11 protein-coding genes are annotated in these 13304 nt (G+C 61.3%); 3 read left to right on the top strand and 8 right to left on the bottom strand.

The annotated features are described in order from the left end of the window. Positions 1-10: 10 nt before the first annotated feature. Positions 11-895 (bottom strand): histidinol-phosphatase, encoded by an 885-nt coding sequence (locus CZ345_RS14065; protein WP_239446701.1) that lies wholly within the window; start codon positions 893-895, stop codon positions 11-13. Positions 896-1298: 403 nt separating this feature from the next. Here CZ345_RS14065 and CZ345_RS14055 point away from each other — a divergent pair, with 403 nt between their 5' ends. Further along, entirely contained in the window at positions 1299-1757 is a 459-nt protein-coding gene (locus CZ345_RS14055; RefSeq protein ID WP_077074119.1) for a tRNA (cytidine(34)-2'-O)-methyltransferase, read from the top strand. 222 nt (positions 1758-1979) lie between these two features. On the opposite strand, the gene CZ345_RS14050 is transcribed toward CZ345_RS14055, so the two are convergent. After that, positions 1980-5126, bottom strand: a complete 3147-nt coding sequence (locus CZ345_RS14050; RefSeq protein ID WP_077073719.1) for a hypothetical protein — start codon at positions 5124-5126, stop codon at positions 1980-1982. Between the two features lie 435 nt (positions 5127-5561). On the opposite strand from CZ345_RS14050, the gene CZ345_RS14045 reads away from it, so the two are divergent. Then, a complete protein-coding gene (locus CZ345_RS14045; RefSeq protein ID WP_083717481.1) occupies positions 5562-6242 on the top strand; it encodes a septal ring lytic transglycosylase RlpA family protein in 681 nt (226 codons plus the stop codon). 516 nt (positions 6243-6758) lie between these two features. On the opposite strand, the gene CZ345_RS16765 is transcribed toward CZ345_RS14045, so the two are convergent. After that, positions 6759-7148: a hypothetical protein gene (locus tag CZ345_RS16765; protein WP_144277371.1), complete on the bottom strand. Its 390-nt coding sequence runs from the start codon at positions 7146-7148 to the stop codon at positions 6759-6761. Between CZ345_RS16765 and CZ345_RS14040 the strand changes: the two genes are divergently transcribed. Then, positions 7117-7878, top strand: a complete 762-nt coding sequence (locus CZ345_RS14040; RefSeq protein WP_204224308.1) for an SDR family NAD(P)-dependent oxidoreductase — start codon at positions 7117-7119, stop codon at positions 7876-7878. The genes CZ345_RS16765 and CZ345_RS14040 overlap by 32 nt on opposite strands. 227 nt (positions 7879-8105) lie before the next feature. Here the strand turns inward: CZ345_RS14040 and lpxB are convergent, their stop codons facing one another. The 5 genes from lpxB to cobA form a co-directional block, all read right to left on the bottom strand. Then, positions 8106-9221, bottom strand: coding sequence for a lipid-A-disaccharide synthase (gene lpxB, locus CZ345_RS14035; RefSeq protein WP_077073717.1), 1116 nt, complete (start codon positions 9219-9221; stop codon positions 8106-8108). A gap of 8 nt (positions 9222-9229) precedes the next feature. Next, a complete protein-coding gene (locus tag CZ345_RS14030; RefSeq protein ID WP_144277370.1) occupies positions 9230-10162 on the bottom strand; it encodes a nucleoside recognition domain-containing protein in 933 nt (310 codons plus the stop codon). Between the two features lie 164 nt (positions 10163-10326). Continuing rightward, complete coding sequence (locus tag CZ345_RS14025) at positions 10327-10767, bottom strand: hypothetical protein (protein ID WP_077073715.1); 441 nt, start codon at positions 10765-10767, stop codon at positions 10327-10329. 88 nt (positions 10768-10855) lie between these two features. Further along, positions 10856-11530: a phosphoribosylglycinamide formyltransferase gene (purN, locus tag CZ345_RS14020; protein WP_077073714.1), complete on the bottom strand. Its 675-nt coding sequence runs from the start codon at positions 11528-11530 to the stop codon at positions 10856-10858. After that, positions 11527-13050 carry a uroporphyrinogen-III C-methyltransferase gene (cobA, locus tag CZ345_RS14015; protein ID WP_077073713.1) on the bottom strand — a complete coding sequence of 508 codons (1524 nt, stop codon included), beginning with the start codon at positions 13048-13050 and terminating at the stop codon, positions 11527-11529. The genes purN and cobA overlap by 4 nt, the downstream gene beginning before the upstream one ends. Between the last annotated feature and the right edge of the window lie 254 nt (positions 13051-13304).

The raw sequence follows: 13304 nt of genomic DNA, 5'->3' as shown, positions 1-13304 counted from the left end.
TGTTATAGGTTCAGTCCGTGGTGAAGGGCAGGGACATGACCTCCCCGCGACGGAAGACCATGCTTTCGCGCCAGCCCTCGAAGGCGGCGCAGCGCGCCAGCGCGTCGAAGTTCCAGGCTACCTGTTCGGTGGCGTGGCTGTCGGAAGCGAAGGTGATGGGCAGGCCTATCTGCCGGGCGAGGTGCAGAATTTCCGGGCCGGGATAGATTTCATGGCAGGGCTTGCGCAGACCTGCGGAGGAAATTTCCATGGCCATGCCCGCATCGCGCACGGCGGTGAGCGCGTCGCCGATGAGATCCATGGAGGAGGGCAGGGCGAGCCATCGGCGGAAATCGTCCACGGAAAAAATCTTGATGAGGTCGGGGTGCGCCACAATCTGGAAAAGCCGCGTGTCGGCCATGGCCTTCATGGTGCGGTAGTAGCGTCCGTAGAGGTGGAAGCGTTCCTCACGGTCGAGCTTTTCCCAGTCGCAGGCGGAGGCGTCGAATCCCCAGCGATCCAGAAAGTGGATGCCCGCAATGAGATAGTCGTACTCATGAGCGGCAACCATCTGCCTTATGTAGGCTTCTTCCTTTTCCAGCCAGTCCACCTCAAGGCCGAGCAGAACGGTAACGCCCGAGGCTTCCTGCTCCTTTTTCAGCTCGTCCACCTCGGCCAGATAGGCGTCGAAGGTGGCGGCGAGGTGATCGCGGTATTCGCTGGGATAGTCGTAACCTTCCGGGCGCGGGGAGTGTTCGGAAAATCCCTGTACGAGAAGCCCCTTTTCCCGGCCTGCCTCGAACATCTGACGGACGCTGTCGCGGGCGTGGGAGTGGTTGGTATGGGTATGGAGATCCACGCGGATCATGACATGCTCCTTGATGATGGTGAGAGGAACCTTTTCATGATAGCCCATGACGCTCCGGCCCGCAACGGAGCAGGAAGCCCCCTTCATCCCGGATGGCGACAGGCTTTTGCCGCCCCTCTTGCACAAAGGCGTTCTTGAGGATATGCTCACCGGGTGTTGCCCTTTGCAGGGCCGTTTCCTTTATGCACAGGAGAGCGTCATGGATTACTTTTTCTTCTTCATCGGCATCATTTCGGTTGCTTGCGCCCTCACCTACATCAAGAAGACTTCCCCCAACAAGCACCATTGATGCGTAAGGGGCAACGCCCCTTTTTCCCTGTCGTTTCAGGCGGAGCCGTGCTTTGCCGTCTTTTTTGTCGTCCGTGCTCCTGCGCGGACGTTTTCTTTTGGGCTCATCCGGCACACGATGTGACGCCGCATCGTTCAACAGGCGCGGGAGCGCGTACTCATGCTGCACATTGTTCTTTATCACCCGGAAATTCCGCCGAACACCGGCAACATCGCCCGCCTGTGCGCGGGGACGGGCACGCGGCTTCATCTCATCGAACCCCTGGGCTTTTCCATCGACGACAGGCATCTGCGCAGGGCGGGGCTTGATTACTGGCCGCATGTGGATGTGAGCGTATGGCCTTCGCTGGAGGCGTATCTTGCCGCCGACGGTGCAGGCAGGCGCCTTGTGGCCACCAGCGCAAGGCGAGGGGACGCTGTGCAGCATTTCGCCTTTTCCCCGGAAGACAGCCTGCTTTTCGGCCCGGAATCCAGAGGGCTTCCCCAGAGCGTGCAGGACATGGCGCAGGCGCATGTGCGCATTCCCATAAGGGACTGCATCCGAAGCCTCAATCTCTCCACGTCCGCAGGCATCGTCCTCTATATGGCGCTGGCCCGGGTGGACGGCCTCGAAAACTGGTAGACGCGCCTTTTAAGCGGCGCTTCCGAATCGTTCTCCCGTTCGCGGGCGGATTTCGTGCGAAAGGCTTCCTGCGGGAGAAAGCCTTTTGCCTCCCTGCGGAGCCGGGGTAAAACGTTTCATCGGCCTTTTCCGGGGCCGCAAGCTTTCTGCCCTCCGTTTATAAAAAAGCGGCATACGCTGCGCTTTTTCGGGTGCGCGCAGCCGTTTTTCGTCTGCGGGAAATCAGGCGGCCGATGCCGTCTTTGCCGCGTTCTTTTTCTGCGTTTCCTGCGGCAGGCAGACTTCCTTCATTTTCTTCAGATATTCCTCATTGCGTGCGAGGTAGAAGGAAAGCGGCGCGGCGAAGTTGCGGCCCACAAGTCCGTTGACCAGAAGCTGGCTTACCTCGCGTTCCAGCATGAGTATCTGCTGCATACGCAGCAGCACCACACGTTCGCTGCGGGAGAAATGCCGCATACAGATACGGAAGGCGTAGTTCGCCCTCGGCTGGTAGTACCAGAAATACATGAGATCCAGCGCGTTGATGACCATGTTGAGCCACAGGCGCGGTTCTATGGCCTTCAGCGTCTTGGGCAGGGCGTCGGGCCGGGCCAGCATGGCGGGCACGTTCTTTTCCGGGAAAAGTTCCTCAAGTCTGGCATACAGTGTCAGGGATTCGTGTAGGCGGCTCTTGTAGTCGGCAAGGCGCTTGCGGATATTGCGCTCCCTGTCGGCGATGCCGTCGGCAATGCCGATGACGGTGTCGGAAGCCAGTTTCACCACAAAGGCGGCGGAGCTGTTCAGCGCCTCGGGGCCGCAGCCCGCCAGAGAGAGAAGAAAACCGAGCACGATGTGGAGAAGAAGCGCCAGCGGAAGGGAAAGGAAGGTGCAGAACAGCCCCACCAGAATGCTTTTGGTGGAAAAGCCCCGCAGAACGTGCGTGGTCGCCTTGAACAGGGCGCAGCCCGCGATGAGCACGGTATAGGTGACGAGGGGGGCGTTTGAGGCGTTCAGTCCCAGTCCCTGTTCCAGCACCCGGCAGCGGAGCACGGGTTCCAGCAGCACCACGGAAAGGCCGTTGTACATGAGCGAATCGTACACGGCCGACCAGCTCACATAGTTTTTCCAGTGCAGCACGGAGGAGCGGTGCAGTCCGCCGCTGCCGAGCACGGCCTGAAGGATGTTCCGCAGCCCGGAAATGAGAAACCAGAGCGGCGCGCCGAGCCATGCCAGCCAGCCGGTCTGCGTCATCAGGAAGGAAAGACATGCCGGAATGAAGCCCACCACCACGCGCAGGGCGTTGGCAAGGTTCGTATTCAGGCAGCGCAGCCATTCCAGGGGGCCTTCGGCCTGTTTCTCCTTCGGGCTGAACCCGTTGGTCATGTTGGCATCCGTACCGCCCAGAGTGATGATGTTGCCCTGTATGGAGCCTACGTCGGCGGTGGCGATGCTGCAGTTGCCGTTGTTGCACACAAGGGTGTTTTCCGACACCGGCGTCCATTCCGTGTGCCGGGTCTGCCCCGCATGGCGCAGCCAGGGAATATGGCGCAGGAAGGAGGCCAGCCTCGAAGGTTCCTCCCCTGGAGCGTCGGAACTGTAGGTGATCTGTTCCAGAAGTTCGGTACGCAGCGGCAGCAGAAGATGGGCCGAACGGCGCGGGTCGTCCAGCTCCCGGCGGGCTCTGCGCGGCAGGGTTTCGGGGTAGGCGAGACCCATGCCGTAACGGTGGCCCGGGCGGCTTGTGGAGTCCGTGCCCATGGTGGCGCGGAGCTTGGCGTCCTGGTAGTAGCCGCACAACACGGGAATATTCTGCAGAATGATGCGCAGCTTTCGGATGCGCGGGGATTTGGGCATGTCGGCCGAGTGCAGAGTCGCGCTTCCCCTCGGCGTACTGAAGCTGTCCTCCTCCGACAGCCCGGGGAAGGCGCCGGGCGCGGCCTCCTTGAGCATGGCCATGATGATCTGCTTTAAAAGCGGCACGCTGCCCGCGTTGATGGCGCGCTGCAGCTCGTTGATTTTCTGCAGGTGCTCCATGTCGCCGTTCTGCCAGTCCTTCAGGTTGAAAAGCTCAAGGTGCGTGATGCGGCCCTGGCAGTCCCACAGAAGGTTGAGCACGTCTTCAGCAGTCAGGCCGGCGAGATTCAGCGTGATGCGGCAGCCGCTTTTCAGTTCGCACAGGCGGGTGAGCAGGTGCAGGGGCGTCTGATTCAGAAGTTCGGGGCATTCGGCGGAGTCGCAGGCGTTCTGAAGCTGTGCCGTTTCAGGGAAGAGTTCCGGGTCGTTGAGGCGGGAGAGCACGGCTTCGGTGGTGAACCTGTCGAGTTCTTCAAGTTCCCTGGCCGCCGCCTTCTTCTTTTCCTCGTCCGTTTCGGGGTCGGCCGTCAGTCTGCAGAGCTCCCGCGCCCTGTCCTCAAGCAGCGGAAAGATTTTTTTATGGATGAATTCGGCAAGATGCAAAAGCGAAGCCTGCCCGTGCCCCACGAAAATCATGAATTCGTGGGCGTCCAGAGGCTGAGGCACGGCGTGCAGCATGGGGGCGAGGCGCTGGCGTTCCACCTCGTTCCAGGCGTCGAGCAGGCGCAGGATGCGCTTTTCCAGCCACCGTGTGGCGGCCCGGCCCTCGTTCATGAGGGTGGACATGGCAGGGGAGGAGAGGAAGGCGATGAAGTCGTTGTCGTTGGTGAAGCCGCGCGGAATCCAGATGAGGTCGACGAAGCGGCCGCGGTGCGGGGCATGGAAAAGCAGGCCGATACGCACGGAAATGCCCATGATGGCGGCGGCTCTGCTCAGTTCGCGGGCGGCTTCGGGGGCGACGTAGTTGTAATAGATGACGGTGAGGGAGCGGATGCCCTTGAGCCATGCGTCCATGATGAGATGCGTGGCGTTCTTGCGGCCTTTGGTGTTGGCGTCGTGGACATGGTTGTCGAACACGGCCTGATTCCAGTCCTCGGGCATTTCCAGCATGTAGTAGCGGTGCAGCAGCCGCCGTACCACGGCGTGGCGGCCCGTGGCGGCCTGCCGGAAGTCGTGGGCGAGGCGAAGCTGCGTTTCGAAGTCTCCGTGAGAGCGCACGAGTTCCTTCATGAGCTGCACGAGCACACGCCCCGTGTTGATGCGCAGCGAGGTGCGCGCCATGACGAGCACTTCGTCGCGCAGGGCGGAAAGGGCTTCGAGTCTGTCGTCGGCATGGCCCTGGGAGAGGGTGTCGAGCAGGCGGAGCACCGCCGAGGCCATGCGCATTTCCGCAGGCACGGCCAGTTCCAGAATGCCGGAAGGGCTGAGCTGCGGCATGAGACTCGACCCGTCATCCCGGCCTTTGCTCACCGTTCGGTTGATCATGGTGAGAAGCTGATAATCCTGGGGATCGAAACGAAGCGAACGGTGTGTCATGGCGATACCTGCGGCATGTTTGGGGAGTGATCCATAGTAGTACGACGGGCTCTCCGGCGCAAGCCGCAGGCCCGGCCGGACGTTTCGGAAGGGGCGGAAAATTGCAGTCTCATTCCATGGCGTATGATGCCGTTACAGAAGAAATCGCGTAATTATACAGACCTGCTTGACATATTTTTCGCCGGGTGAGATACTTTTCCCCCTATGAGACATGTATGGGTGTCAAAAACGCCCGGCAAGCGTTTTTGCCCCGAGGTTTTCCCTCCTCCCGAGGCGTCTCGCCGGAAGGACTGTTCGGCTTGCCTTCGCGCATCGGAGCCGCGCTCCTTTTCCGGGAGCGGCCATGAAGGAGGAGGAAAAAGGGCGATTTCCGCTCCACGCAGCCAGGATCGCAGACGGATCGGCGGCGTGACTTCATCTCAACCCGGAGTCTGCATGACATCATCTTCCTACCGAAGTCTGATGGCGTTTGCGGGGGCATGGCTTTTGTGCCTGCTGCTTGTCGCGCCGTCGGCTTATGGCCAGGATGCCTCTTTCCAGTCGGGTGTGGCCTCGTGGTACGGCCCCTGGCATCACGGAAAGTCTACCGCTACCGGGGAAGCCTTCGACATGTTCGCCATGACGGCGGCTCACCGCACGCTTCCCCTCGGCACACTGGTCAAAGTGGAACATAAGGACAGCGGCAAAAGCGTGATCGTGCGCATCAACGACCGCGGCCCTTATGTCAAGAACAGAATTATCGATTTGTCGTACGCGGCTGCCGACAGCCTTGGTCTCAGCGAGACGGGCGTTTCCCGCGTCTCCCTTGAAGTGGTGGGGGACAAGGACGGCAGGCCGCTTTCCCGCTCGCAGGCCTTTTTCGTCAAGCTGCGGGAAACCCAGGTTTCCTACGAAACGGTGGCACAGCAGCTTTCCCGCCTCATCCGCCTGGGATTGTACGACGCGGCGTCCCTGCTGCATACGCAGGACGGCGTCATGGCCATAGGGCCGTACGCCAGTTTTCAGGAATCGCAGGATGCGCTGGTGCGCGTGGCGACGACCCACCCCGGCGCCAGCATCATGCTTGCGGAGAAAAACTCCATGTTCCCGGCCATTCAGGCCGTTGCGGAACGATAGGCTCCCGCCCGTGGAAAAGGCGGACAGCCCCGGCGGCGTGTGAGAGACGCCGCACCAGATGCGCGAAAGCCCCCGGAGCCCTTGCGGCCGGGGGCTTTTTCCGTGTCCGCCTTTTTCCCGCGTTCCGTGTTTTCGGGCAGACCGGCCTTTTCCGGCGCAGGCGCGACCTGCGTCTTCCGGGAAACGCTGCGCATGTTTTCGGCAGGTACCTGCGGGGGGAATTTTTAACAAATAAGGGCGGACCGTCCTTCATGCCTTCCGCGAGAAGATCGTGTCTGCCGCAGAGGGGAATGTGTCCCATGCGGGCCGGGCCTGCCAAGGCCGTTTCATACCGTTTTCCTCGGAAACGTATCGGCACGGAAGCCGAACGTCTTTCTGGGTCGAGGGAATTTTTTATGAAATGATGCGAGCGCGACTTGAAGTAAACATATAAGGCAGACATGTTCCAGACGTAATATATTTTTTGTTTTATGAAGAAAAGCCGCTTCATTTTGTTTTTTGTTAAAAAATGAATGATTATGCCGTGATGATGCGATGAATGTTGATTTGATCGCGGGAAAAAGAAGATATTGATGATGAAGATGTCCCGCGGAAAGGAAAGCATGTGCGGCAGGTATGGTTGATATTTGTTCGTGTCATGTGATAAAGAGAGAAAGGTGATTTTTTGCGGTGAATATATGCCGTAAGGGCGTGTATATGAGTTGCGGCAGTAAGAGTTTCTGGCCCTGCATCTGCTCGTTCGCGACACGGCACATGCTGCGGATGCGTCCGAACTGCTTTTTTCAGGGAGGCGGAAGCCGCCTGCAGCCGCGTCATCGAAGCTCTCTGCCGTGACGGAGAAATAGGACCTGTACAGAAGTAAAGGAGAATCATCATGAGCGAGATGAGAAAAACGGTATTCATCACGGGCGGCTCCACGGGCATAGGCGCCGCGTGCGTTCGCAAGTTCACCCGGGAAGGGTGGAACGTGGCGTTTATGGACATCAATGGAGAAGATGGAACGAAGCTTGCCCAGGAAACGGGGGCGCTGTTCATTGAGGGAAGCACGCGCTCCCGTGAAGATCTGGACAGGGCCGTCGCCGCTGCGTGCGGGAGATTCGGCGGGCTGGATTCCGTTGTGGCCAATGCGGGCATTCATCGCTGCAACACCATGCTGGATATCAGCGAGGAAGAGCTTGACCTTATGATAGACACCAACATCAAAGGGACGGTGCACACCCTGCGTGCCGCCGTGCCCTGCCTGCTGGAGCGCGGGGGGAGCGTGGTCATCAACGCTTCCGATCAGTGCTATGTGGGCAAGCCCAACAGCTTCGGCTACGGTCTGACCAAGGGGGCGCTGGGGCAGATAACGAAAAGTCTGGCCATCGATCTGGGGCCGAAGGGCGTGAGAGTCAACGCCGTATGTGCGGGCACCATACGCACGCCGCTTACGGAAAAGCTGTTCCAGAGTTTTGCCGACATCACGCATGGCGGCGACGCTTCGGCCTACTGGCGCACGGAAGCGGGGCTGTATCCGCTGGGCCGAGTGGGGGAAGCCGGAGAGGTGGCGGAACTCATGTATTTTCTTGCCTCCGACGCGGCAAGCTTCATGACTGGCGGTCTTTATCTTGTGGACGGCGGCCTTACGGCCGGCTGACGGTCCGGCAGATGTGGGGAAAAAGCCCGTCGGCGGTAGCCGTGCGGGCTTTTTTCTTCTCCCATGCTGCGGAGTCTGCTCCCGTTTCCGCATCTCGCAGGCACATACGGAAAAAACGGCCTGCGCAAAGCGGCCGGTGCGTTGCCGATGACGTGTCGACCGCAACGGCCCGGGGCTGACCTGCCGGGCGTGTTTTCCGGGAAGGGGCGGAAGCGTTTTCCCGCGTCTCAGGCCAGTTCCTTCCACAGGGCTTCGGCGGCGCGTTTCGCGCTGCCCGGCTTTCCGCATTTTTCGCGGAGCTCGTCAAGGTCGCGCCGTATGCCTTCCAGTATTTCGGGTCGGCTGAGCCATTCTTCCATGCGCGCGGCCAGAGGCGCAGGATCGGCGTCCTTTTCGATATGTTCGGGAAAGACGGTACGGTTCATGATGAGGTTGGTCAGGCTGATCCACTTCACCTTGAGCACATGCAGCGCAATCTGGTAGGAGAGGGGAGAAACCTTGTAGGCCACAAGCGTGGGCACTCCGGCAAGGCCCGTTTCCAGCGTCGCCGTGCCCGATGCCGCCATGATGCAGGGGAAGGTGCGCATGAGACGGTAGCGGTCCCTGCCGTCGTGCATGACGAGGGGCACGGGAGCCTTCCAGAGGGAACGCAGGTATTCCTCGGAAAAGCTGGAAGCGCGTATGCAGTGAAATTCCAGTTCGGGAAAGCGCTCTGCAAGAAGGGCCGCCGCGCCGGAAAAGGCGGGCAGCAGCGATTCCACTTCCTTTCTGCGGCTTCCGGGCATGAGGCCGATGCGGTTCTGCACGGGCGGGACATCCCTGATGGACTCGTAATCCACAAGATCCACCAGCGGGTTGCCCACATACGTCACGTCCATGCCGTGTTCACGATAGAAGTCCACCTCGAAGGGCAGGATGGAAAAGATGCGGCGGACATGCTCTTTCAGAAACTTCACGCGGCCCGTGCGCCATGCCCAGACCTTGGGCGGAATGAAGTAGTAGACCGGAATGCCCAGGCGGTGGGCGATCTTCGCCACGCGGAAGTTGAACTCCGGCGCGTCGATGAGCAGCACGGCATCGGGGCGTAGGCGCTCCATTTCCCGGCGTATGCGTCTGAGCAGGCCGAAGATGCGCGGCAGACTGGTGATGACCTCCACAATGCCCATGACGGAAAGCTGCTCCACGCGGAGCAGGTTTTCCTGTCCGGCCCGGGCGAGGTTGTCGCCCCCCATGCCCACGACGCGCAGCGCGTCTTCGGGCGCGTATTCGCGCAGGGCGGAAAGCAGCGCTCCGCCCTGAAGGTCGCCGGAAAGCTCTCCGGCATTGATCCACAGCGTTTTCATGGCGCTCCTCATGGTCTGGACGCGGCGAAGCGTTCCAGAGCGGGGTAGAAGGCGTTGATGAAGGCTCCCATGACCAGCGTGAACAGGAGCCGGAAGCCCAGAAGACCCCACAGACTTCCACCGACCAGGGCGAGAAGTATGGTGTCTTCGATGAGGGAATGGGAAAGGCCCAGCAGGGAAACGGAGCAGAGCACGTCGCGGCGGGAAAGGGAACCTTCCTGCGCGCTTTTGATGAGTATGCCGCTGCCGTAGAGCAGGCCCATGGTGAAGCCGATGAGAATGATGGAAACGGCTTTTGAGGATACGCCGAGAAGGCGCAGCGCGGGGCCGAGCAGTCTGCCCAGAAATTCGGAAATGCGCAGCGTATCCAGCACCTTCTGCAGAAGCATGACGGCGCAGATGATGGCATACATCTCCATGAGCGTGATGATCTGCTGCATCAGCCATGCCCCGAGGTCTGCCGTGGGTTCGGCGGCGAGAAGAATGTCGGCCTTCTGCTGAAGAAGTCCTGCGCCGTCGAGAAAAAGGTGGAGCAGAAAGGCGGCGAGAATGCCGGAGAAAAGGCGCAGCGCCAGTTGGAAGGACATGGATGCGCCGCACTGCCCGGCGATGCGCACCTCGAGGATGAGGCTGTGGGCGATGAGCACCATCACGCCGAACACCGTCATCTGCGCCACGGAAAGATCCGGCAGTTGCGGCGAGAGCGAAATGAGCACCATGAGGCCGGAATACATGCTGACGAGAATGCACGATATCCACGCAAGGCTCATTTCCGCAGGAAGTCCCACCAGATCCATGACGGGGCCGAGAGGTATGGACAGGTACGGAATGAGTCCGCTTTCCTCCAGAATCTTCACGATGACGACGATGGGGATGAGAAAGCGGAAAATGCCGAGAGCCACCTTGTGCCCGTCGCGCCAGCAGTCGACGATGTTTTTCAAAAGGGCGTTCACCTTCACCTCGCCGTTGAACGGCAGGGGCCCCGGCGCAGAAGCCTTCTTCTCCGCAGGCTTCGCCTGCCGTCAGCACGAACGCGGTGTGCGCGCTGCGGAAACGAACCGTACGGAGAAGGTGGAGGCGTTGCGCGGGGCCCCTGGGGCAGAGACTATTTTTCGCGGTCGAGGTAGCCGTAGCGGGCGGCGACGCCCTCGGTGCGGCTCACGATGCGGTCGACCACGGCGTCCACGGTGTCGGGCGTGACGATGCCGAGATCGCGCACCAGGTAGTATTCCATGGAACCTTCGGAAAGGGCGAGGGTCCACACCACGGCGTACACGGAACCCACACCCGGGCGGGAGGGGAATTCCGCAGCGGTGGAAAGCAGAATGCGGAACTTCGCCTCACGGACGGGGCTGGCGGGATTGGCGCTGTTGATCTTGCTCTGCAGGCGGGAGAACAGCGTGACGCCGATGGCGTCGTTGCCTTCGAATTCCACGATCACGGGAGTGCGGCGTTCGGTCCTGCGGGCGTCGTCCGCAGCAAGGGCCGTGGAGGCGCACAGGCAGAATACAAGGGCGCACAAAGCAAAAAGTCGGGAAGCTTTCATAGAGAACCTCCGGCTGCGGGGCAGCCGTGTCGGGCGCGGAAAACCGCGCGAAGTGAGCCGGGCGCGGGCGCCCGGAAGCGCAGCGCGCTTAAAAGCCCTCTTCCAGGGGCGGCCACACGAGCGCAAGTTCGGGCTGCGGGGCAAGGGGCCTCGAGGCCGGTTCAAGCAGCATACGGCGGCCTTCCAGATGCAGGCGGCCCTCGGCGAGCCACTCAAGAGCCTGCACATAGATGCGGTGCTCGAAGACGTGGATGCGGTTGAGCAGCTCCTCGTCGTTTTCCTCCTGCCTTACGGGAAGCGTGGCTTGTATGATGATGGGGCCGCCGTCCATGACGGGGTCGACCACATGCACGGTGCAGCCGCTGAACTTCGCCCCGTATTCCCATGCGTCGCGCGCGCCGTGCGTGCCGGGAAAGGCGGGCAGCACGGCGGGGTGCACGTTCAGAACACGGTTCGGGAAGGCGTCGAGAAAGGCGGACGTGACGAGGCGCATGTACCCGGCAAGGGCCACGGTGTCCACGCCTGCGGCAAGAAGTTCCTCCACCACGCGCCTGTCGTAGCTTTCGCGGTCGGGGAAGGTTTTATGGTCGAGGCACAGCCGGGCGATGCCGTGCTTTTCCGCGCGCTCCAGAACCTTTGCGCCGGGGCGATTGGAAATGATGATGCGTATGTCCGCATCAAGGCGGCCGGCTTCGGCCGCGTCGATGATGGCCTGCGCGTTGGTGCCGCTGCCCGAAGCGAGAATACCGAGTTTCAGGGTCATACCGCGGCTCCTTGGCGGGCGAAGGCGGCGCACACGGCGTCCACCAGCGCGGGAATGGTGAACTGTTCCGGCTGAATGTCGACGTTCATGCCCATCTCATGCATGGTCTTCGCCGTAACGGGGCCGATGGCCGCAAAGCGTACTTCGGGGTGTTTCTGCAGCGTTTCCATGGGGATGGAGGCAAGGAAGTTCCGCACCGTGGAGGAGGAGCCGAAGGTGACGCAGTCGAGTCTGCCTTCTTCCAGAGCCTTCATCACCTCTTCGCGGTTTTCCTCGGAGGGCACGTTCTCATAGGCGGTGATGACGTCCACCTCCGCTCCTGCGGCACGCAGGGCTTCGGGGAGAACCTCCCGGGCTTCCCTGGCCCGGGGAAGCAGCACTCTCTGTCCCTTCATGCCGAGCTTGAGCATGGCCTCGGCCACGCCTTCCGCCACATAGGAGGAGGGCACGAGGTCGGCGTACACGCCCATGGCTTCCACGGCCTTTGCCGTGGCCGGGCCTATGGCGGCCACCTTCACGCCGTGAAGCGCTCTGGCGTCGAGTTTCAGGGCGTGCAGACGTTCGCGGAAGAAGCGCACGCCGTTGACCGAGGTGAACACCAGCCAGCCGTAGCGGGAAAGGTTGGCCACGGCCTCGTCGAGTTCGCCGTAGTCCCTGAGCGGGCTGATGGTAATGGTGGGGAACTGTATGACGTGCGCGCCCTTGCGGGCGAAGAGGGCCGCGCTTTCGCTGGCCTGTTCGCGGGCGCGGGTGACCACGACCGTGCGGCCGAACAGGGGCTTTTTCTCGAACCAGTCGAGCTTGTCCTTGAGGCGCACCACGTCGCCCACCACGATGATGGAGGGGTTGGTGAAGCCCTCGCGCACGGCCGCGTCGGGAAGATCGGCCAGCGTGGAGGCGAGAGATCTCTGGCGGCTGGTGGTGCCCCAGTGCACCAGAGCGGCGGGAGTGTCTTTGTCCATGCCGGAGGCGATGAGTTTTGCCGCGATGTCCGGCAGGTTCTTCATGCCCATGAGAAAGACCAGCGTGGAGGCGCTGCGCGCCAGGGCGTCCCAGTTGTGCACGGAACCGGGCTTGGTCGGGTCTTCATGGCCGGTGATGATGGTGACGGAGGAGGACCACGCACGGTGCGTGAGCGGAATGCCCGCATAGGCGGGGCCCGCTATGGAACTGGAAATGCCGGGCACTTCCTCGAAGGGTACGCCCGCGTCCACGAGTTCCTCGGCTTCTTCTCCGCCGCGCCCGAAGATATAGGGATCGCCGCCCTTGAGACGCGCCACCACCTTGCCTTCCTTCGCCTTGGCGATGAGAAGCCTGTTGATGTCGCCCTGCTTCATGGCATGATTGCCGGCGATCTTGCCAACATAGATGAATTCGGCGTCGGGCCGGGCCAGAGCGAGCAGCTCGTCGCTCGCCAGATAATCGTACACGACCACGTCCGCTTCGGAAAGCGCCTGCCTGCCTTTGCAGGTGAGCAGGCCGGGGTCGCCGGGGCCTGCGCCTATGAGATAAACGTACATCCGTCCTCCATGGCTTGAATTCAGGCGAAGTGTACTTATTAAAGGGGGAGGGAGCAAGACTTTCCTCCCGGGGCCGTCTCTGTGCGCTGTGACCTTGTGAAAGTTCTTGTGAACTCGGACTTGTTTTTTTGCTTTTTTCAGGGTAATCTTCACCAGCTTTCCTCCGGTGCGTCCCCGCGCCGGTCCTGCCGCCGGAGCTGTGGCCTCTGTCAGACGGAAGGGAATGATTCTTTCCCTTTTTTCCTGCGGCCGGG

This window comes from Mailhella massiliensis (assembly GCF_900155525.1).
Lineage (GTDB): Bacteria > Desulfobacterota > Desulfovibrionia > Desulfovibrionales > Desulfovibrionaceae > Mailhella > Mailhella massiliensis.
Note: the sequence above shows the minus strand (reverse complement) of the source record. Positions and strands in the feature narration are given on the sequence as shown.